The organism is Nonomuraea sp. LP-02 (assembly GCF_036289125.1).
Lineage (GTDB): Bacteria > Actinomycetota > Actinomycetes > Streptosporangiales > Streptosporangiaceae > Nonomuraea > Nonomuraea bangladeshensis.
In genome coordinates, this window is sequence record NZ_JAXCLK010000001.1 from 6035248 (window position 1) to 6055428 (window position 20181).

A 20181-nucleotide genomic window follows, 5' to 3' on the forward strand; every position below is an offset into this window, starting at 1 on the left:
CCAGTCACCTCTTAGTACTTCAGCAGGTTGGCGTCGTCGACGGACGCGGACCTGCGGGTTCGGAAGATCGTCACGATGATGGCCAGGCCGACCACGACCTCGGCCGCGGCCACCACCATCACGAAGAACGCGATGATCTGGCCTTCCAGGTTGCCGACCTGCCTGGAGAAGGTGACGAAGGCGAGGTTGCAGGCGTTGAGCATGAGCTCGACGCACATGAACACCACGATCGCGTTGCGCCTGATCAGCACGCCCATGGCGCCGATGGCGAACAGCAGGCCGGACAGGACGAGGTAGTGCGTGGTCACTTGGTCACCTCACTGCCGTGCTCGGTCGCGTCCTGCTCGGCCTCCGTGGGCGCCTCGTCCTGCTCGGCCGTGTGCTTGATGGCCTCGGCGAGCTTGGGATCGGCGGGAAGGCGGTCGTGCTCGACGTCGTAGCGGGCGATGTAGCGGTTGACGGAGGCCTCGGCCACCGACCCGTCGGGCAGCAGCGCCGGCATGTCGATGGCGTTGTTCCTGGCGTAGGTGCCCGGCCCCGGCAGCGGGGACGGGCGGTCGCCCTGGAAGCGGGCCCTGGACAGGTCCTTCTGCGTCGGCTTCTCGAACAGCCGCTCGCGGTGCGTGAGCACCATCGCGGCCAGCGCCGCGGTGATGAGCAGCGCGGAGGTGATCTCGAAGGCGAAGACGTACTTCGTGAACAGCGCGAGCGCGATCGAGCGGATGTAGCCGCTCCCGCCGGCGGTGGCCTGCTGGAGGCCGGCCGCCGGGGCGAAGATCGCGTTGCCGACGGCCACGACGATCAGCGTGCCGAAGCCGAGCGCCGCGATGACCGCCCAGAAACGCTGCCCCTTGAGCGTCTCGACGAAGGAGTCGGAGGAGTCGACGCCGACGAGCATGAGCACGAACAGGAACAGCATCATGATCGCGCCGGTGTAGACGATGATCTGCACCGCGGCCAGGAACGGCGCGTCCTGCACCGCGTACAGGACCGCGAGGCTGAGCATGACCGTGCCGAGCATCAGCGCGGAGTAGACGGCCTTCCGGTTGAAGACCATGCCGAGTGCCGCACCGACCGAGACGACGGCGAGCACCCAGAACGTGATGGTCTCACCCATTGGTCCGCCCCAGCCGGTAGTAGTCCTCTTCGGTCTCACCGAGCCGCATGGGGTGCGGCGGCTGCTCCATGCCCTGGGTCAGCGGCGCGAGCAACATCTCCTTGGTGTAGATGAGGCTCTCGCGGCTGGAGTCGGCGAGCTCGTACTCGTTGGTCATGGTGAGCGCGCGGGTCGGGCAGGCCTCGATGCAGAGGCCGCACAGGATGCACCGCAGATAGTTGATCTGGTAGGTGCGCCCGTAGCGCTCGCCGGGCGAGAAGCGCTCCTCCTCGGTGTTGTCCGCGCCCTCGACGTAGATCGCGTCGGCGGGACACGCCCAGGCGCACAGCTCGCACCCGACGCACTTCTCCAGCCCGTCCGGCCAGCGGTTGAGCTGGTGACGCCCGTGGAAGCGCGGCGCCGTCGGCTTCTTGACCTCCGGGTAGTTCGTCGTGACGGGCTTCTTGAACATCGTGTGGAAGGTGACCCCGAAGCCCTTGACGGGGTTCAGCCAATCAGTTAGTCCCACTGGGAATCTCCTTGTGCTGCACCCCGTGGTAGTGCGGCAGATCGAGCGGCGGCACCGGGAAGCCACCTGCCGCGGGCTCGTTGGACAGTTGCTCGAACTCGGCGTCGACCTCGGCCTTCCTGGCCTCCTTGCGCCGCTGGTTGACGGTGTCGAACCGCATCCAGATGGCCAGCGCGCCGACCACGATGACCACGCCCAGCGCGACCCCGATCATCCTGTTGTCCTCGTTGACCACGATGTTGCGCACCGCGGCCACGAGGAGGATCCAGGCCAGGTTGACCGGGATGAGCACCTTCCAGCCCAGCGACATGAGCTGGTCGTAGCGCACGCGGGGCAGCGAGGCGCGCACCCACACGATGAAGCAGAAGGTCAGCACGAACTTGATGAAGAACCACAGCGCCGGCATCCAGCCCGTGTGCGCCCACTCCCACTCCATCGGCAGCGGGGCCCGCCAGCCGCCGAGGAACAACGTCACGGCGATGCCGGACGCGGTGAAGGTGTGGAGGTACTCGCCCATCATGATGAGCGCGAACTTCAGCGACGAGGAGTATTCGGTCTGGAAGCCGCCGACCAGCTCGCCCTCGCCCTCGGGCAGGTCGAACGGGATGCGGGCGGCCTCACCGAACATGCACACCACGTAGATGAGGAACGACGGGATCAGCAGCACCGCGTACCAGGTCTCGGCCTGCGCCTTGACGATCTCCGAGGTGGACAGCGTGCCGGCGAAGATGAACACCGCCACGAACGACAGGCCCATCGCGATCTCGTACGAGACCACCTGGGCCGCCGAGCGCAGACCGCCGAGCAGCGCGTACGGCGAGCGCGACGACCAGCCGGCCAGCACCACGCCGTAGACCGACACCGCGCCCATGGCCAGCATGAACAGCACCGCCACCGGCAGGTCGACGAGCTGCAGCGGCGTCTGGACGCCGAACAGGTTGACCATCGGCGCGAACGGCACGATCGAGAAGGCCAGGAACGCCGGGATCACCATGATGACCGGGGCCAGGAGGTAGAGAACCTTGTCCACGGTGCGCGGGAACAGGTCCTCCTTCAGGCCCATCTTCAGTCCGTCGGCGACCGACTGCAGGAGGCCGAACTTGCCGGCCCGGTTGGGGCCGTAGCGGTGCTGCATCCTGGCGATCAGCTTGCGCTCGAACCAGACGCCGAACAGGATGCCCAGCATCAGGAAGACGAACAGCATCACGGCCTTGATGATGGTGATCCACAACGGGTCCTTACCGAAGTCGGCGAGGGTGGGATCGGCCGCGAGAACGTGGGTCATGAGGCGCTCCCGATGGTGACGATGTCGCCGGCCACCGCGTGCAGGTCACGGGTGACCGAGCAGCCGCCGGAGTTCGCCGGCACCCAGACCACGCGGTCCGGCAGGTCGGCGACGCGCACGGGGAGGGTGACGTCGCCGCCCACCACGAGCTTGTCGCCGTCCGCGACGCCCAGCTCGGCGGCCGTGCTCGCGGAGACCAGTGCTTCGGCGGGGCGGGCGGTGCCCGCCAGGTAAGGCTCGCCGTCCTGCAGCCTGCCCTCGTCGAGCAGCAGGTGCCAGGTCGCCAGCAGCGCCTGGCCGGCCGCGGGGGCCGCCTGGGCGCGGGTGGCGAGCTGCGGCGCGGGCACCCGGCTGCCACGCCAGGAGCCCAGGGTGGCCAGCTCGCGCCGGACCGCCTTGGCGTCCGGCAGGCCGAGGTGCACGTCCATGCGGTCGGCCAGGTTGGCGATCACGGCGAGGTCGCTCTGCAGGCCGGGGACCTTGAGCGGCGCGTCGAAGCTGCGGCCGCGGCCCTCCCAGTTGACGAACGTGCCGCTCTTCTCCTGGACGGCGGCGACCGGCAGGACCACGTCGGCGCGGTCGGTGACGGCGCTGGCGCGGATCTCCAGGCTGACGATGAACGGGGTGTTCTCCAGCGCGTCGAGCGCCGCCGCCGGGTCGGCCAGGTCGTACGGGTCCACACCGGCCACGACGAGCGCGTCCAGCTCGCCGTCGCGGGCGGCGGCGAGGATGCCGGCCGTGTCGCGGCCCGGCGTGGCGGGCAGCGAGGCGACGTTCCACACCCGGGCGACCTCGGCCCTGGCGCTCTCGTCCTCGACCGGGCGGCCGATCGGCAGCAGGTTGGGCAGCGCGCCGGCCTCGAGCGCGCCGCGCTCACCGGCCCGTCGCGGCACCCAGGCGAGCCGGGCGCCGGTGGCGTTGGCCAGCCGGACCAGCGCCGACAGCGCGCCCGGCGTGGTGGCCAGGCGCTCGCCGGCCAGCACGATCGTGCCCTCGGGCAGCCGCCCGACCAGCTCGCCGATGGCGTCGGCCTCGGCGCCCGGCGCGGTCTGGACGAGCACGCCGCCCATCTTGACCAGGCCGGGGGTGGCGAACGGGGCGATCGAGGAGACCTTGAGGCCCTTCTTCAGCGCCGCCTTGCGCAGGCGCAGGAAGACGATCGGCGACTCCTCCTCGGGCTCGAACCCGACGAGCAGCACGTGCGGGGCGTTCTCGAGGTCGGCGTAGCTGATCTCGATGCCCTTGCCGGCGACCGCGTGGGCCAGGAACTGCGCCTCCTCGGCGGAGTGCGGCCTGGCGCGGAAGTCGACGTCGTTGCTCGCGAGGGCGAGCCGGGCGAACTTGGCGTAGGCGTAGGAGTCCTCGACCGTGACCCGGCCGCCGACCAGCACGCCGGCCTTGCCGCGGGCCTTGGCGAGGCCCTCGGCGGCGACCGTCAGCGCCTCCGGCCACGAGGCGGGCACGAGCACGCCCTCCTCGTTGCGGACCAGCGGCGTCTTGAGCCGGTCGGGCTGCGTGGCGTAGCTGAACGCCCAGCGGCCCTTGTCGCAGTTCCATTCCTCGTTGACCTGCGGGTCGTTGCCCGCCAGGCGGCGGGTGACGCGGCCGCGCCGGTGGTCGGTGCGCAGGTTGCACCCGGAGGCGCAGTGCTCGCACGCGCTCGGCGTGGACACCAGGTCGAACGGGCGGGCCCGGAACCGGTAGGCGGCGCCGGTGAGCGCGCCCACCGGGCAGATCTGCACGGTGTTGCCCGAGAAGTAGGAGTTGAACGGCTTGCCGTCGGCCGTACGGACCTGCTCCTTGGCCCCGCGCTCGAAGAACTCGATGAGCGGGTCGCCGGCGATCTGGTCGGAGAAGCGGATACAGCGCGCGCACTGGACGCAGCGCTCGCGGTCCAGCAGGACCTGCGTGGACAGCGGCAGCGGCTTGGGGAAGGTCCGCTTCTGCTCCTGGAAGCGGGACTCGCCGCGGCCGTTGGACATCGCCTGGTTCTGCAGGGGGCACTCGCCGCCCTTGTCGCAGACCGGGCAGTCGAGCGGGTGGTTGAGGAGCAGGAACTCCATCGCCGCGCGCTGCGCCTTCTCGGCGACCGGCGAGGTGAGCTGGGTCTGCACGACCATGCCCTCGGCGACCTCGATCGCGCACGACGGCTGCGGCTTGGGGAAGCCGCGGCCGTTGCCCGCGTCGGGGATGTCGACCAGGCACTGGCGGCAGTTGGCCGCCGGGTCGAGGAGCGGGTGGTCGCAGAACCTCGGGATCTGGATGCCCAGCAGCTCGGCGGCCCTGATGATCAGAGTGCCCTTGGGGACACTGACCTGGAACCCGTCGATGGTCAGGGTCACCAGGTTCGTTTCGGTCTCTACGACGGTCACTGCTCACCCCAGAGAGTGGACTTCTTCGGGTCGAACGGGCAGCCGCCGATCTCGAAGTGCTTGAGGTACTCCTCGCGGAAGTACTTCACCGAGGAGTGGATCGGGCTGGTCGCGCCGTCGCCGAGGGCGCAGAACGAACGGCCCAGGATGTTGTCCGCGATGTCGGTGATCGTGGTCAGGTCCTCCTCGGTGCCCTGGCCCTTCTCCAGGCGCTTCAGCACCTGCTTGAGCCAGTAGGTGCCCTCGCGGCACGGCGTGCACTTGCCGCACGACTCGTGCGCGTAGAACTCCGTCCACCGCAGCACGGTGCGGACCACGCAGGTCGTCTCGTCGAAGATCTGCAGGGCCCGGGTGCCGAGCATCGAGCCCTTCGCGCCGACCGCTTCGAAGTCGAGCGGGACGTCGAGGTGCTCGTCGGTGAAGATCGGCGTGGAGGAGCCGCCGGGCGTCCAGAACTTGATCTGGTGCCCGGCCCTGATGCCGCCCGCCATGTCGAGCAGCTCGCGCAGCGTGATGCCGAGCGGGGCCTCGTACTGGCCGGGCCTGGTCACGTGGCCGCTGAGCGAGAAGATGCCGAAGCCCTTGGACTTCTCGGTGCCCATGCCGGCGAACCAGTCGGCGCCGTTGGCGATGATCGAGGGAACAGACGCGATCGACTCGACGTTGTTGACCACGGTAGGCGAGGCGTAGAGGCCCGCCACGGCGGGGAACGGGGGCTTGAGCCGAGGTTGACCTCTGAAGCCCTCCAGCGAGTCCAGCAGCGCCGTCTCCTCGCCGCAGATGTACGCGCCCGCGCCGCTGTGCACCACCAGCTCCAGGTCGAAGCCGGAGCCGAAGATGTCGGTGCCGAGATAGCCCTTCTCGTACGCCTCCCGCACGGCCGCGTGCAGCCGCCGGATGACGTGCAGCACCTCGCCCCGCACGTAGATGAAGGCGTGGCTGGCCCGGATCGCGTACGAGGTGATGATGATGCCCTCGACCAGCGCGTGCGGGTTGGCCATCATGAGCGGGATGTCCTTGCAGGTGCCCGGCTCCGACTCGTCGGCGTTGACGACGAGATAGTGCGGCTTGCCGTCGCCCTGCGGGATGAAGCCCCACTTCATGCCGGTGGGGAAGCCCGCGCCGCCGCGGCCGCGCAGGCCGGAGTCCTTGACGGCCTGGATGACGGCGTCGGGGTCCATGCCGAGCGCCTTCTTGGCCGCCGCGTATTCACCGTAGGCGTCGAGGGTGTAGGAGTCGGGGCGGTCCCAGTTAGCGGTCAGGACCGGGGTCAGCGTGGTCGTCATGCCTCCGGGGCCTTCCATCCTTTGGCCTTGGCCACCTTCAGGCCCTCAAGGGAGGGGCCGGCGGCCGACGGGCCCTCGCCCGCCAGGTCGTCGGGCAGGCCCGCGAGCACCCGCGAGGCCTCCTTGAAGGTGCACAGCTTCTTCGGGCCGCGCGTGGGCGCCACGTCCTTGCCGGCGCGCAGGTCGTCCACGAGCTGCTTGGCCGACTCGGGCGTCTGGTTGTCGAAGAACTCCCAGTTGACCATCATCACGGGCGCGAAGTCGCAGGCGGCGTTGCACTCCAGCCGCTCCAGGGAGACCTTGCCGTCGCCGGTGGTCTCCTCGTGACCCACGCCGACGTGCTCGGAGAGCTGCTCCCAGATCTCGTCGCCGCCCATGACCGCGCACAGCGCGTTGATGCACACGCCGACGTGGTAGTCGCCCGCGGGCTTGCGCTTGTACATGGTGTAGAAGGTCGCGACGCCCGTGACCTCGGCCTTGCTGATGCCGAGCATCTCGGCGCAGAACTCCTGGCCGTCGTCGGAGACGTAGCCGTCCTCCGACTGCACGAGGTGGAGCAGCGGCAGCAGGGCCGACCGCGCCTTCGGGTAGCGGCCGATGATCTCCTTGGCGTCTCGTTCGAGACGCTCACGGATGTCCGGCGAGTACGTCACCGGTCCACACCTCCCATGACGGGGTCGATAGAAGCCACCGCGGCGATCACGTCGGCGACCTGGCCGCCCTCCGCCATGGCGGGGAAGCTCTGCAGGTTGCAGAAGGACGGCTCGCGGAAGTGCACGCGGTAGGGGCGGGTGCCGCCGTCGCTCACCACGTGGGCGCCGAGCTCGCCCTTGGGCGACTCGATGCTGGCGTACGCCTGCCCGGCCGGCACCCGGAAGCCCTCGGTGACCAGCTTGAAGTGGTGGATGAGCGCCTCCATCGAGGTGCCCATGATGTGGGCGATGTGGTCGGGCGAGTTGCCGAACCCGTCGGGGCCGAGCGCGAGCTGCGCCGGCCAGCCGATCTTCTTGTCCTCGATCATCACGGGCTGGCCCTTGAGCTCGGGGCCGGCGATCCGGTCGAGCGCCTGCTCGATGATCTTGAGGGACTCCTCCATCTCCTTCATGCGGACGAGATAGCGCGAGTAGACGTCGCAGCCGCGCTCGGTGGCGACCTCGAACTCGTAGGTCTCGTAACCGCAGTAGGGCTGCGACTTGCGCAGGTCCCACGGGAGGCCGGCGGCCCGCAGGATGGGCCCGGTGACGCCGAGCGCCATGCAGCCGGTCAGGTCGAGGTAGGCCACGTCCTTGGTGCGGCGCACGTAGACGGGGTTCTCGTCGAGGAGCTTGCGGATGTCCTTGATCCGCTTGGGCATCTCCTTCAGGAACTCGCCGACCTTGTCCACCGCGCCGGCCGGCAGGTCCACGCTGACGCCGCCGGGGCGGACGTAGGCGTGGTTCATGCGCAGGCCGGTGATGTACTCGAAGAGGTCCATGACCATCTCGCGGTCACGGTAGCCGAACAGGAACGGCGTGGTCGCGCCGAGCTCCATGCCGAACGTACCCATCGCCACCAGGTGCGAGGCGATGCGGTTGAGCTCCATCATCATCACGCGGATGGCCTGCGCCCGCGGCGGGATGCGGTCGGTGATGCCGAGCAGCTTCTCGACGCCCAGGCAGTAGGCGGTCTCGTTGAAGATCGGCGAGAGGTAGTCCATGCGGGTGACGAACGTGGTGCCCTGCGTCCACGTCCGGTATTCCATGTTCTTCTCGATGCCGGTGTGAAGGTAGCCGATGACGCCGCGCGCCTCGGTCACCGTCTCGCCGTCGAGCGTGAGGACCAGGCGGAGCACCCCGTGCGTGGACGGGTGCTGCGGGCCCATGTTGACGACCAGCCGCTCTTCCTCGGAGTCGCGGACGCCGGTGACCACCTGGTCCCAGTCGGCTCCGTTGACCGAGTAGACCTTGCCCTCGGTCGCCTCGTCGTAAGACGTGCTCACGAGTAGTACCTCCTCCGGTCCGGCGCGGGGATGGTGGCGCCGCGGTATTCCACCGGGATGCCGCCCAGCGGATAGTCCTTGCGCTGCGGGTGGCCGTCCCAGTCGTCCGGCATCATGATCCGGGTGAGCCCGGGGTGGCCGTCGAAGACGATGCCGAAGAAGTCGTACGTCTCCCGCTCGTGCCAGTCGTGACCAGGGTAAACGCTGACCGTGGATGGAATGTGCGGGTCGGCGTCCGGGCAGGCGACCTCCAGCCGTACCCGCCGGTTGTGGGTGATCGAGCACAGGTGGTAGACGGCGTGCAGCTCCTCGCCCGCGAGGTGCGGGTAGTGGACGCCGGAGACGCCGAGCGACAGCTCGAAGCGGAGCGTCGGCTCGTCGCGCATCTTCCTGCACACCTCGACGAGGCGCTCGCGCTTGACGTGCAGGGTCAGCTCGCCGCGGTCGACGACCACGCGCTCGATCGCGTCGTCGAGCGCCAGGGCGTCGACGACCTCGTCGAAGTAGCCGCCGTACGGGCGGGGCGTGGACAGCTGCGGCGCCCGGCGTACGACGAGGCCGCCGTAGCCGGAGGTGTCACCGGAGTCCTGGGCGCCGAACATGCCGTGCCGGGCGACCGGCGGCTCCTGGGCCGCCGGCACCTCGGGCACCTGCGCGTCGGGGACCTCGGGGAGGTTGTCGGGCGAGGTCACTTCGCTGCCCCCTGGTCGATCACCGGCAGCGTACGCAGCGCCTGCAGTTCGAGCTCGTCGATCTGCTTGGCGCGGTGCGCGCCGAACTTCATGTTCTGGATCTTGTCGTGCAGCTTGACGATGGCGTCGATGAGCATCTCGGGCCGCGGCGGGCAGCCGGGCAGGTAGATGTCGACCGGCACGACGTGGTCGACGCCCTGGACGATCGCGTAGTTGTTGAACATGCCGCCGCTGGAGGCGCACACGCCCATCGCGATGACCCACTTGGGCTCGGCCATCTGGTCGTAGATCTGCCGCAGCACCGGCGCCATCTTCTGCGAGACGCGGCCGGCGACGATCATGAGGTCGGCCTGCCGGGGAGACGCCGAAGCGCGCTCCATGCCGAAGCGCGCCAGGTCGTAGTGGGGGCCACCGGTGGCCATCAGCTCGATGGCGCAACAGGCGAGGCCGAAGGTGGCCGGCCACACGGAGTTCTTGCGCGCCCATCCGGCGGCCGCCTCGACGGTGCTGAGGATGAAGCCGCTGGGGAGTTTTTCTTCAAGTCCCATTTTCAGTCCCAGTCCAGACCCTTGCGGCGCCACACGTACGCGTAGGCGACGAGCACGGTGACGATGAACAGGAGCATCTCCACCAGGGCGAACAGCCCGAGCCCTGGCATGATCACCTGGCCCGCGTCGTTGCGCAGCGGCGCGAAGGAGACCGCCCACGGGTATAGGAAGATGATCTCGATGTCGAACACGATGAAGAGCATCGCGGTGACCATGTACTTGAGCGGGAACCGTCCGCCACCGACGGGCTGGGGCGTCGGCTCGATGCCGCATTCATAGGCGTCAAGCTTGGCGCGGTTCCAGCGCTTGGGGCCGGTGAAGGGAGCGATGGCGACCGAGAAGATCGCGAAGCCCCCCGCGAGAACGGCGAGCACCAGGATGGGCACGTAAAGGTCCATCGCTACGCCTCCTCTGGAGTCGCCGCGCGCGCGGGCGCGCAGCCGGATCTGTTGATTGCGGGATTCATGCTGGTGGGGCGACCTTCGAGAGAGCGTTGATGATCTGGTCTGACGCATCGCCTCGCCGGTCGGTGAGATTACCAAGGAGTTTGATGGCGAAGCGCATCAGCCTCGGGTGAGGCAGCCCGTGCCTGGTCCCGAAGCTCATAACTCCCGGCTTCCCGATCGCCTCGACGAACCATCTGCCGAGCGTGAAGTATCCGCCGTAGGCGTCCTTCAGCGTCTGAGGATAGGTGCGCAGCGTCCGCTCCTGCTGCGCGGGGGTGGTGCCCTTGAGCGACTTGGCGACGACCTCGGCGGCGATCTCGCCGGTCTCCATCGCGTAGGCGATGCCCTCGCCGTTGAACGGGTTGATCGACCCGCCCGAGTCGCCCACGAGCAGCAGGCCGCGCGTGTAGTGGGGCTGCCGGTTGAAGGCCATCGGGAGCGCGGCGCCGCGGATCGGGGCCGTCATGTTCTCCTCGGTGAACTCCCAGTCGGCCGGCATGGCCTTGCACCAGCGGCGCAGCAGGTCGCGGTAGTCGATGTTCTTGAACTGGGCGCTGGTGTTGAGCAGCCCGAGCCCGACGTTCGCGGTGCCGTCGCCGACGCCGAAGATCCAGCCGTAGCCGGGCAGCAGCGTGTCCTCGTCCCAGAGCTCCAGCCAGATCTCCAGGTAGTCGTCGTCGTGGCGGGGGCTCTGGAAGTAGGTGCGCACGGCCACGCCCATCGGGCGGTCGTCGCGCTTGTGCAGGCCCATCCCGAGCGCGAGCCGGGTGCTGTTGCCGTCGGCGGCGACGACCACGCGGCTGCGGAAGACGCGCCCGTCCTTGGTGCGCACGCCGACGATGTGGCCGCTGCGGTCGTCGAGCACGGGGTCGGTGACGGTGACGCCCTCCATCAGGCGTACGCCGTTCTTGACCGCGTTGGCGGCGACGATCTCGTCGAAGTCCTGCCGGGTGCGGACGAGGCCGAAGTCGGGGAAGCGCTCGAGCTGTGGCCAGTCGAGCTCGAAGCGGTGGCCGCCGCCGACGACGCGCAGGCCCTTGTTCCTGATCCAGCCGGGGGCGTCGATGTCGACGCCCATGTTCAGCAACTGCTTGACCGCCCTGGGGGTCAGGCCGTCGCCGCAGACCTTCTCGCGCGGGAACCTGGTCTTCTCCAGGAGCAGCACGTCGAGACCGGCCTGAGCGAGGTAAAAGGCGGTTGCGGAACCGGCGGGACCGGCGCCGACGACGATGACGTCGGCGTCAGCCTGTGTGGCTGGTGGCACGGTCACTGGACTGTCCTGTCCTACACACGCGAAGGCTCGGGGTTTGGCGCCTTCGTTCCTTTGTGAACCCCTTCACAAACTTGTCGGCCCGCAGTCTACTGCTTTTCGGGTACATAGTGGCAGTCGGGGACCCGTTCTGTGATCCTCGGGGATGGCGTGTCACGCGTGACCGGGGAGGCATGGACGGGGACGAAATCCATCGACCGCACTATTCCTGAAAATTTCGTGTCAGCCGGCGCGTCAGACCGCCTTGTAAGCCCGGTGCATCGCCACGATGCCCATCGTCAGATTGCGCCAGGCCACCCGCTCCCAGCCGGCCCGCCCGATGACGCCCGCGAGGGTGGGCTGGTCGGGCCAGGCGCGGATCGACTCGGCGAGATATTCGTACGAGTCGTCGTTGGAGCCGACGACCTTGGCCATCCTGGGCAGCAGCCGCATGAGATATTCGCGGTAGACCAGGTCGAACGCCGGCACCGTGACGTGCGAGAACTCCAGGATCACCAGCCGGCCGCCCGGCCTCGTCACCCGGAGCATCTCGCGCAGCGCCTGCTCGGTGTCGTGGACGTTGCGCAGGGCCACCGAGATCGTCACCGCGTCGAAGGTGTCGTCGGCGAAGGGCAGCCGCATCGCGTCGCCCGCGATGAACGGCACTCCCTCCCCGCTCAGCGCGTTGCCGCCGTGGCGGCGTACGCCGGTGCTCAGCATGCCGAACGAGAAGTCACAGGCGATGGCGCGGGCGCCGAGCGTGGTGAAGCTGTCGGTGGAGGTGCCGGTGCCCGCGCCCAGGTCGAGCACGACCTCGCCGGGGCCGGCGTCCACGGCGGCGGCCACCGCCTTGCGCCAGAGCCTGACCTGCCCGAGGGAGATCACGTCGTTGACGAGGTCGTAGCGCCGGGCGGTGCGATCGAACATCGCGGCGACCTCGTCCGGCTGCTTGTCCAACTGAGCGCGCGTCATGCGGGAAAGCTTATGGCTTTCGGGACAATCAACGGAAAGTGACGCTCTCATTACTCTGGGTCTGCTAGTTGTTGAGGAATGTTTGCCCGCGTCGCCCTTGCGGCGATCATCGCTTCGGCCCCGGCCGCCCACGGTCCTGTCGCCCAGGACCGCGTGGTGTCGGCCGACCCGGTCGACCACACCCCTCATGTCCTGGACGGCATCGTCAACGCCATCGCCGTCGTCGGCCGCACCGTCGTGGTCGGCGGCTCCTTCAGCGAGGTGAGCGACGCCGCCCGCAAAGTGGTCGTGGCGCGCGCCAACCTGTTCGCCTTCGACCTGCCGACCGGCCGCATCCTGGCGGCCTTCGCCCCGATGGTCCCCGGCCCCGTGTACGGCCTCGCGGCCGGCGACGACGGCACCGTCTACGTCGGCGGCGAGTTCTACAGCCTCAACAACGCCCGCGCCCGCGGCCTCGCCCGGGTCCGGCTCTCCGACGGCGCCCTGGTGCCCGGCTTCGCGCCCAACCTCGTCGGCGGCACGGTGAACACCCTCGCCCGGCAGGGCGGCAGCCTCTACGTCGGCGGCGACTTCACCGGCCCGCGCCAGGCGCTGGCCCGGCTCGACGCCACCACGGGCGCCGCCGACCCCGGCTTCGCGATCAGGCCGGGCGGGCCGCTGACGCCGAAGGTGAAGGTGCACGCGCTGGCGCTCGCCCGCGGCCGGCTGCTGGTGGACGGCTCGTTCACCACGCTCGACGGGCAGTCACGGCCGCAGCTCGGGCTGATCGACGTGACCGGCCCGGTCGCCAGGGTCGCGCCGTGGCGGACCGACACCTACGCGCACAAGTGCGCCGACACGTTCCCCTCGTACGTGCGCGGCCTCGACTTCTCCCCCGACAGCAGCTATTTCGTGGTGGTCACCACCGGCGGCCCGAAGGGCGGGATCTGCGACACGGCGGCCCGCTTCGAGACCTTCGCCAAGGGCTCGGCCATCCGTCCCACCTGGGTCAACGCGACGGGCGGCGACTCGCTCTACGCGGTCGCGGTGACGGGGGCCGCGGTGTACGTCGGCGGGCACCAGCGCTGGCTGAACAATCCGCAGGGACGCGACACGCCCGGCCCGGGCGCGGTCGCGCGACCGGGCATCGGCGCCATTCATCCGAGCACTGGAATGGCGCTCGGCTGGAATCCCACGCGGGAGCGCGGCATCGGCGTGAAGGCGTTTTCCGCGCAACCCACCGGACTACTTGTCGGTAGTGACACAACGAGACTCGGACGGGAGTACCATGCCCGGATTGGCATGTTCCCCCTGCCCTAGTCGTCCTGCGGCTCCGGCCGGTTGAGCCTGTCGCTGATTCGTGCGCTCATGGCGTCACGCTGCTTGGACAGCAGGACATAGCTGGCCACTCCGCTGATCAAGAACGACGCCACGAGGAGTGCCAGCAGGTTTTGCAGGCCGAGCAGCTTCAAGATGCCGAGCGTGACGAGGAACAGCAGGACGCGGCTGGCGGTGTAAACGACAACGGGATGCACGCCTTCGAGGTTACTCGGGCTTGTCTCCCGGTCGCTCTTCGCATCGGGCGCGAGCGCTGCTACTGTTCCCAGTTAGGGAGTTTCGTAAAGAAACACCCACGAGAGCCCCAAAGAGGCTCTATCATATAACAATCGGGCAGTCAGCTGATAACAACCCGTGATCTTCTCCGAAAACCACGGATAAATCAGGCTTCGCTCGACACACTGGTTACCTGTCCGCCCGCTGGCAGGAAGCGGGATGCGAGGGGGAGAGATTGGTGGAGAGTAGCAGCGAGCGTCTGCTGACCCCAGGAGAGGTTGCCGCCCTCTTCCGGGTAGACCCAAAGACGGTTACGCGCTGGGCTGCGGCAGGCCGCATCAGCAGTATCCGCACCCCCGGAGGGCACCGGCGTTTCCGCGAGTCGGAAGTGCACGCCCTTCTCCGAGGCGAGGACGTTCTCACGGCCGACAGGCCGGCGGGGGAGTCCCCGCGCGTCTGACGTTCCGTCACGACGGTGATCCTGTGATCCTGCAGGGTCACCGCCCGCGGGACCTGAAGTTCGCGTGCTTCCCGGCTCAACTTCCGTACGGCAAGCACGGGGCGGCGCCAACCGCCGACCGTGGCTGGCGCCTGTCCGGCGGCCCCACGCGGGCGGCCTCGGCTCAGCCGTCGTCCTGCTGCGCCTTGAACGCGAGGAACTCGCGCTCCAGGTCGTCGTTCTCCTGACGCCAGCGCTCCCGGCGCGTCTCCAGCTCCTCCTCCGTCAGCGACTCGGCCAGCCACCGCTCGTAGTCCGGATCGCCGGGCCGCAGCTCCGCGTAGGCGTTGCCGATCAGCCGCCCGTCCTCGCTGGCCAGGCTCTGCGGCACGCGCACGGTGCCGTCCGCGAGCCGGATGACGTACATGAGCGAGTCTCCTAGATTCCGTAGCGCCGGTTGAAGAACAGCATGACGTCGAGCGCCATCCGCGTGTCACCCCCGAGCATGTCGACCAGCGCGGGACGCTGCCGGGAGGCGATGGCCGCGAAGGCGTCGGCGAAGAACTCCTTGCGGCCGAGCCCGCCGCCCTGCCGGTGGAAGGCGGAGGCCAGCATGGGGCGGGCCTTGTCGTAGAGGCTGACGAACTCCGGCGAGTCCGACACCCAGGCCCCGTAGGCGGAGTCGACGTCGTCGATGGCGTGGCCGACCTCGTGCATCATCACGTCGGGGGTCGGCGAGGGGCGGTCGCCGACGACGATCTTGCGGTCGCCGTACGCGCCGGCGCAGATGTCCCAGGTGGCACGGCCCGAGGGCAGCGGGGCGCCGCGTAAGTAGCCCATGTCGTCGAGGTCGGGGACGCCGCCGGGGCCGACGTAGATGCCCTCCAGGCCGGCCGCCAGCTTCTCCTTGAGCCGGTCGGGCAGCCGCGCCAGGCTCTCGACGGCCCGGACGACGTCGGGCGGCGGCGGGCCGAGCCGGGCGTCCCACTGGCGGTGCAGGATCGACTCCAGCTTCCCGCAGTGGCGCAGGCCGTCGCCCAGCGACGGGGCCTCGGGGCGGTGCGGCTGGGCGCGCGGCGGGCGGTCGTCGAGCTCGAAGTCGTCCCAGGTGTAGCGGGGGCGTTCGATGACGGCGGCGGACAACCGCTCGTGGCGCTCGCGGACCGCGAAGCCGTCCCAGCTCCGCTGGTCGGGCGGCTGGTCGGCGCCGGGCCAGGAGCGGCGTTCCGGCCGCTCAGCGCCCGGCCTGCGGCTTCGCAGGGTCTCCTCGGGCTTCCGGCCCTCGGCGCGGGCCTCCGGAGCCTCTCCGGGCCTCTCACGCGCGCCGGACCAGAATGAACGGTCCGCGCCGCTCGGCGCCTCGGCCTTACGGGAGAAGAGGTACGACCCCCGCCGCCACCAGCGGCCGCGACGATGCCGGCCCTTGTCCTGAGAAAAGGCCATCGCACCCCTCAACGACTGAGGAACCCCGTGGGTTCCACGGTTCTCTGCTCCCACCGTACGACGGGGATCTTCTGCTAGTCACCCGAAATGGGACATCGGGAAGCACGAGCACGTCGCAGATGGCTTACAGTTCGGGCATGGCAGGTGTTCTCATCGGACTGGCGCTGCTGGCCTTCTGGCTCTTCTCGCTCTTCGACGTCGTCACTACCCCTGAAGACGAGGTCAGGAACGTACCAAAAACACTGTGGATCATGGTCGTCGTGCTGATTCCGCTGGTCGGCGGGCTCATCTGGATGGCACGCGGCCGCCCGCGGGTCGAGCGGCAGGTCTGGTCGGTCTCCCCCGGTCCCGGCATGCCGAAGGGTCCCGACGACGACCCCGACTTCCTGCGCGACCTCGACCGGCGCATGCGCGGCGGCGACGAGCAGCACTGAGCGGCCCCGGCTCAATGAGCACTGAGCGGCCCCGCCCCGGCTCGATGAGCCGGGGCCGGTCGGTCGGCTCAGACGTCGGCGTAGCTGTGCATCCCGCCGACGAAGATGTTGACGCCGATCAGGTTGAACAGCAGGCAGGCGAACGCCACGAGCTGCACGACCGTGGCCGCCTTCCCCCTCCAGCCGGCCGTCACGCGGGCGTGCAGGTAGGCCGCGTAGGCCACCCACGTGATGAACGACCAGACCTCCTTGGGGTCCCAGCCCCAGTAGCGGCCCCATGCGCGGTCGGCCCACAGCGCGCCCGCGATCACCGCGAACGTCCACAGCGGGAAGGCGAACACGATCGCCCGGTGCGCCACCCGCTCCAGGTCCTCACGGGAGGGCAGGCGCGACATCCCGTCACCGCGCACCAGATAGAGCACGCCCGCGACGCCCGCCAGCGCGAACAGCCCGCTGGCGATGATCGCCGCCGAGACGTGGATGGCGATCCAGTACGAGTTCAGCGCCGGCACCACGGGCCCCGCGGCGGTGTAGAAGATCTTTACCGCCGCGCCCAGCCCGAGCGCGGCCGTGACCATGACGAACGCGCCGAGGAAACGCACGTTGTGGCGGAGCTGGGTGAGCAGGAACGCCGTGACGGCGGCGAAGCAGAGCGCCACGACGAACTCGTACATGTTGCCCCAGGGCCAGCGGCCGACGGCGAGGCCGCGGGTCGCGATGGCGGCCAGGTTGGCGGCCCAGCCCAGCCAGCCCAGCGCCAGCCCGACCGTCCCGGCCCGCGCCGCCAGCCGCGACGGCGGGGGGCTCTCGGGCACCACGGGCTCCGAAGCGGCGTCGTCTGCGCCGCCCTCCGCGGCGGCGCCGACCGTGACCGTCTGCCTGACGGGCCGGGCGGACCTCGCCGCGTTCTTCTTGCCCGCGACGAAGCGGCCGAAGGCCAGCTCCGTCGCGAAGGCGATCATCGCGAGGACGTAGAGCAGGACCGCGGCGACGACGGTAAGGTCGCTCAGCTCGGCGAGTTGCTCAGCGGACATCTTTCTCTCCTGCTGATAGAACCTTGACGATGTCGGCGAACTCCTCGGCGAAGCCCGCCGCGGAGCCCTCGGTGCGGGTGAGGCCCCCGACCTCGACCGTTTCGCCCTTGACCCGGACGAACACCCGCCGCCGCCTGATCAGCAGCGACGCCGCGATGGACACGACCGCGAGACCGGCGAACAGCAGCGCGGGCAGCCGTCCCGGGTCGTAGGCGATCTGCAGCGTCATCCACTGCTTGACGCCGGTGAACTCCAGCTTGCCCGCCCCGCCGGGCAGCTCGACCGACTGCCCGACCGCGAGCGGCTTGGGCACCGCGGTGCCCATCAGCAGCGGCTTGAGCTTCTTCAGCGTCTCCGGCGGGGCGAGCTCGTAGACCGACTGCGGCTGCCCGTTGCGCAGCCCGAGGTCGCCGGAGAACGCCCCGAGGAGCTGCACCTCGGGGTTGAGCTCGCCGGGGAAGGCGGAGGCGTGGGTGCCGTCGGTGAGCGGCACGCTGGTCGGCAGGAACCGCAGCAGGAAGCCGAGCTGCGACGGCTGCGCGTCTGGGGCCTTGACCACGCAGCCCGAGGTCATCGTGGCCTTGTCCTCGATCAGGCAGGGCACCGGCCCCTCGAAGGCGACCTGCCCCTTGCCGTCGGTGACCCGGAAGACCGGCGCGTAGCCGTTGCCGATGAGGTAGGTCTGCGTGCCGTCGATCTCCAGCGGCGTGTTGACCTTGAGCTCGACGTCGCGGACGGGCGCGTCCGGCGTGTCGTTGACCTTGAGGTGGGCGGTGTAGTCGAGGGCCTGCCCCCGCTTCTCGCCGGCCACCTGGTAGGAGACGGTGAAGTCGTCGAGCCGCAGTGTGAACGGCTCCAGCGACTCGGCCGACACCTGGTTGCCCGGCATGAACCGGTCGTAGGCGGCCACGGTGTTGGCGAAGCCGTCGCCCTCGACGACGAGCACGTTGCCGCGGTAGCCGAAGAGCGAGCCGACGCCGATCGCGAAGAGGATGCCGAGCAGCGCGACGTGGAAGAACAGGTTGCCGGTCTCGCGCAGGTAGCCCTTCTCCGCCGAGACCCAGCCGTCGCCGGTGACCACGCGGAAGCGCAGCCCGCGCAGCCGCCTGGCGGCCTCGTCCAGGCTCGGCCCGTCTTCGATGACGGCCGCGTGCGGCAGCTTGGTGACGTTCTTCGGCGCGGCGGGCGGCTTGCGGCGCAGCTCGCGCACGTAGGTCAGGGTGCGCGGGATGATGCAGCCGATGAGCGAGGTGAACAGCAGCAGATAGACCGCGGCGAACCAGGTGGAGGAGAAGACCTCGAAGAGCTGGAGGCGGTCGTACCACTCGGCCAGGGCGGGGCTCTCGTCGTAGAGCCTGGCGACCTTGTCGGGGTCGACGCCGCGCTGCGGGATCAGCGAGCCGGGCACCGAGCCGAGCGCCAGCAGGAACAGCAGGATGAGCGCGGTCTTCATCGAGGTGAGCGTGCGCCACGCCCACCGCAGCCAGCCCACCGGGCCGAGCCCGGCCTGCTTGGGCGACCGCTCGCGCTCCAGCTCCCGCACGCTCATCAGATCACCGGCTCGAACGCGCCGATCACACCCTGCATGGCCGCGATCATCTCCCCCCACAGACCGGTCACCAGCAGCACGCCGACGGCCACCATCATCCCGCCGCCGATCCTGGTGATCAGGCGCGAGTGCTTGCGGATGGCGCGGAACGTGCGCAGGGCCCTGCTGTAGGCCAGCGCCGCCGCCACGAACGGCAGTCCGAGGCCGAGCGCGTACGCGACGGCCAGCAGGGCGCCGCGCCCGGCGCTGCCCTCGTTGAGCCCGAGCGTCAGCACCACGGCCAGCGTCGGCCCGATGCACGGCGTCCAGCCGAGCCCGAACACCACGCCGAGCAGCGGCGCCCCGGCCAGCCCCGCCGCGGGGAGCCGGTGGATCCGCACGTCGCGCATGAGCCCCGGGATCACGCCCAGGAACGCCAGCCCGAGCACGATGGTCAGCACCCCGAGCACCCGCGTGATGATCTCGGCGTTGCCCAGCATGACCGAGCCGAGCCCGCCGAACAGCGCCCCGCTGAGCACGAACACGAGCCCGAACCCGGCCACGAACAGCGCCGCCCCGAGCACCAGCCGCCCCCGCCTGGGGTCGGCGCTCATGCCGGTGACGTACGACAGGTAGCCGGGCACCAGCGGCAGCACGCACGGCGACAGGAACGACACCACGCCCGCGAGCACCGCGATCGGCACGGCGAGCAGCAGCGAGCCCGAGGCGACGAGGTCATTCATCGCGGACCTTGGTGACGGTGTCCATGAGGTCGGTGTACTTGACGGCGCCGAGCGCGCGGGCGGCGATGCGGCCCTGCTTGTCGATGATCAGCGTGGACGGGATGGCCGCGGGCGGCACCGTGCCCTGGAAGGCCAGCGCGACCTTGCCCGGCTGGTCGAAGATGGACGGGTAGCCGGGCTGCTCGGTGCGCTCGAAGGCGAGCGCGTCGGCCTGCCGGTCCTTGAAGTCGACGCCGACGAACTCGACGCCGGTGCCCTTGGTCTTGGCCGCGACCTCCTTGAGCACCGGCGCCTCGCCCCGGCAGGGCCCGCACCAGGACGCCCAGAAGTTGATGACCACGACCTTGCCCTTGTGGGCGGCCAGCGAGGCGGTGCCGCCGTCGAGGGTCGGGCCCTCGACCGCCGGGGCCGGCTTGCGTTCGCCGGCGGCGAAGACCTGCATCTTCCCGTCGCCGGCGACGAACCGGGTGTCGCCCGCCTCCGGCTGACCGCTCTGATTGCCGGCGCACCCCGCGGCCAGCACGGCCAGGAGGGCGAGGGAGAGGGACATGGCGCGCACGGAGGAAGATCTCCT

The 20181-nt window shown here is 69.7% G+C and carries 23 protein-coding genes; 3 read left to right on the forward strand and 20 right to left on the reverse strand.

Going from position 1 to position 20181, the window contains the following annotated elements:
• Positions 1-11: 11 nt before the first annotated feature.
• The 13 genes from nuoK to SMD20_RS28370 all read right to left on the reverse strand — a co-directional run bounded on the left by nuoK (position 12) and on the right by SMD20_RS28370 (position 12453).
• On the reverse strand, positions 12-308 hold the full coding sequence (gene nuoK / locus SMD20_RS28310) for an NADH-quinone oxidoreductase subunit NuoK (protein ID WP_020542667.1): 297 nt from the start codon (positions 306-308) through the stop codon (positions 12-14).
• Positions 305-1117 carry an NADH-quinone oxidoreductase subunit J gene (locus tag SMD20_RS28315; protein ID WP_329586870.1) on the reverse strand — a complete coding sequence of 271 codons (813 nt, stop codon included), beginning with the start codon at positions 1115-1117 and terminating at the stop codon, positions 305-307. The genes nuoK and SMD20_RS28315 overlap by 4 nt, the downstream gene beginning before the upstream one ends.
• Positions 1110-1625 carry an NADH-quinone oxidoreductase subunit NuoI gene (nuoI, locus tag SMD20_RS28320; RefSeq protein ID WP_091091287.1) on the reverse strand — a complete coding sequence of 172 codons (516 nt, stop codon included), beginning with the start codon at positions 1623-1625 and terminating at the stop codon, positions 1110-1112. The genes SMD20_RS28315 and nuoI overlap by 8 nt, the downstream gene beginning before the upstream one ends.
• Positions 1612-2910 (reverse strand): NADH-quinone oxidoreductase subunit NuoH, encoded by a 1299-nt coding sequence (gene nuoH / locus SMD20_RS28325; protein ID WP_329586873.1) that lies wholly within the window; start codon positions 2908-2910, stop codon positions 1612-1614. The genes nuoI and nuoH overlap by 14 nt, the downstream gene beginning before the upstream one ends.
• Positions 2907-5282, reverse strand: coding sequence for an NADH-quinone oxidoreductase subunit G (locus SMD20_RS28330; RefSeq protein ID WP_329586876.1), 2376 nt, complete (start codon positions 5280-5282; stop codon positions 2907-2909). The genes nuoH and SMD20_RS28330 overlap by 4 nt, the downstream gene beginning before the upstream one ends.
• A complete protein-coding gene (nuoF, locus tag SMD20_RS28335; RefSeq protein ID WP_329586879.1) occupies positions 5279-6568 on the reverse strand; it encodes an NADH-quinone oxidoreductase subunit NuoF in 1290 nt (429 codons plus the stop codon). Before nuoF ends, SMD20_RS28330 begins: the two co-directional genes overlap by 4 nt.
• Positions 6565-7221 carry an NADH-quinone oxidoreductase subunit NuoE gene (nuoE, locus tag SMD20_RS28340; RefSeq protein ID WP_329586882.1) on the reverse strand — a complete coding sequence of 219 codons (657 nt, stop codon included), beginning with the start codon at positions 7219-7221 and terminating at the stop codon, positions 6565-6567. Before nuoE ends, nuoF begins: the two co-directional genes overlap by 4 nt.
• Complete coding sequence (locus tag SMD20_RS28345) at positions 7218-8546, reverse strand: NADH-quinone oxidoreductase subunit D (protein WP_329586885.1); 1329 nt, start codon at positions 8544-8546, stop codon at positions 7218-7220. The genes nuoE and SMD20_RS28345 overlap by 4 nt, the downstream gene beginning before the upstream one ends.
• A complete protein-coding gene (locus SMD20_RS28350) occupies positions 8543-9238 on the reverse strand; it encodes an NADH-quinone oxidoreductase subunit C (RefSeq protein WP_442942511.1) in 696 nt (231 codons plus the stop codon). The genes SMD20_RS28345 and SMD20_RS28350 overlap by 4 nt, the downstream gene beginning before the upstream one ends.
• Positions 9235-9786, reverse strand: a complete 552-nt coding sequence (locus tag SMD20_RS28355; RefSeq protein ID WP_020542658.1) for a NuoB/complex I 20 kDa subunit family protein — start codon at positions 9784-9786, stop codon at positions 9235-9237. Before SMD20_RS28355 ends, SMD20_RS28350 begins: the two co-directional genes overlap by 4 nt.
• A gap of 2 nt (positions 9787-9788) precedes the next feature.
• Positions 9789-10184, reverse strand: coding sequence for an NADH-quinone oxidoreductase subunit A (locus tag SMD20_RS28360; RefSeq protein WP_020542657.1), 396 nt, complete (start codon positions 10182-10184; stop codon positions 9789-9791).
• A gap of 64 nt (positions 10185-10248) precedes the next feature.
• Complete coding sequence (locus SMD20_RS28365; RefSeq protein WP_329586889.1) at positions 10249-11502, reverse strand: geranylgeranyl reductase family protein; 1254 nt, start codon at positions 11500-11502, stop codon at positions 10249-10251.
• Between the two features lie 234 nt (positions 11503-11736).
• A complete protein-coding gene (locus tag SMD20_RS28370; RefSeq protein WP_329586891.1) occupies positions 11737-12453 on the reverse strand; it encodes a demethylmenaquinone methyltransferase in 717 nt (238 codons plus the stop codon).
• Between the two features lie 78 nt (positions 12454-12531).
• On the opposite strand from SMD20_RS28370, the gene SMD20_RS28375 reads away from it, so the two are divergent.
• A complete protein-coding gene (locus SMD20_RS28375; RefSeq protein ID WP_329586894.1) occupies positions 12532-13752 on the forward strand; it encodes a hypothetical protein in 1221 nt (406 codons plus the stop codon).
• Here the strand turns inward: SMD20_RS28375 and SMD20_RS28380 are convergent.
• Complete coding sequence (locus tag SMD20_RS28380) at positions 13749-13967, reverse strand: DUF4229 domain-containing protein (RefSeq protein WP_329586897.1); 219 nt, start codon at positions 13965-13967, stop codon at positions 13749-13751. The genes SMD20_RS28375 and SMD20_RS28380 overlap by 4 nt on opposite strands.
• Positions 13968-14224: 257 nt before the next feature.
• On the opposite strand from SMD20_RS28380, the gene SMD20_RS28385 reads away from it, so the two are divergent.
• On the forward strand, positions 14225-14446 hold the full coding sequence (locus SMD20_RS28385; protein WP_026214226.1) for a BldC family transcriptional regulator: 222 nt from the start codon (positions 14225-14227) through the stop codon (positions 14444-14446).
• A 163-nt stretch (positions 14447-14609) separates the two neighbouring features.
• Here the strand turns inward: SMD20_RS28385 and SMD20_RS28390 are convergent, their stop codons facing one another.
• Positions 14610-14852: a hypothetical protein gene (locus SMD20_RS28390; protein WP_329586900.1), complete on the reverse strand. Its 243-nt coding sequence runs from the start codon at positions 14850-14852 to the stop codon at positions 14610-14612.
• A gap of 11 nt (positions 14853-14863) precedes the next feature.
• Entirely contained in the window at positions 14864-15868 is a 1005-nt protein-coding gene (locus tag SMD20_RS28395) for a hypothetical protein (RefSeq protein WP_329586902.1), read from the reverse strand.
• 137 nt (positions 15869-16005) lie between these two features.
• On the opposite strand from SMD20_RS28395, the gene SMD20_RS28400 reads away from it, so the two are divergent.
• Positions 16006-16302 carry a PLD nuclease N-terminal domain-containing protein gene (locus SMD20_RS28400; RefSeq protein ID WP_329586905.1) on the forward strand — a complete coding sequence of 99 codons (297 nt, stop codon included), beginning with the start codon at positions 16006-16008 and terminating at the stop codon, positions 16300-16302.
• A gap of 68 nt (positions 16303-16370) precedes the next feature.
• Here SMD20_RS28400 and ccsB read toward each other — a convergent pair whose 3' ends face one another.
• The 4 genes from ccsB to SMD20_RS28420 are packed head-to-tail and all read right to left on the reverse strand — an operon-like array spanning position 16371 to position 20157.
• Positions 16371-17336 (reverse strand): c-type cytochrome biogenesis protein CcsB, encoded by a 966-nt coding sequence (ccsB, locus tag SMD20_RS28405; RefSeq protein ID WP_329586908.1) that lies wholly within the window; start codon positions 17334-17336, stop codon positions 16371-16373.
• Positions 17326-18885, reverse strand: coding sequence for a cytochrome c biogenesis protein ResB (resB, locus tag SMD20_RS28410; protein ID WP_329586909.1), 1560 nt, complete (start codon positions 18883-18885; stop codon positions 17326-17328). Before resB ends, ccsB begins: the two co-directional genes overlap by 11 nt.
• Entirely contained in the window at positions 18885-19607 is a 723-nt protein-coding gene (locus SMD20_RS28415; protein WP_329586911.1) for a cytochrome c biogenesis CcdA family protein, read from the reverse strand. Before SMD20_RS28415 ends, resB begins: the two co-directional genes overlap by 1 nt.
• Positions 19600-20157: a TlpA family protein disulfide reductase gene (locus SMD20_RS28420; protein WP_329592695.1), complete on the reverse strand. Its 558-nt coding sequence runs from the start codon at positions 20155-20157 to the stop codon at positions 19600-19602. Before SMD20_RS28420 ends, SMD20_RS28415 begins: the two co-directional genes overlap by 8 nt.
• Positions 20158-20181 lie beyond the last annotated feature (24 nt).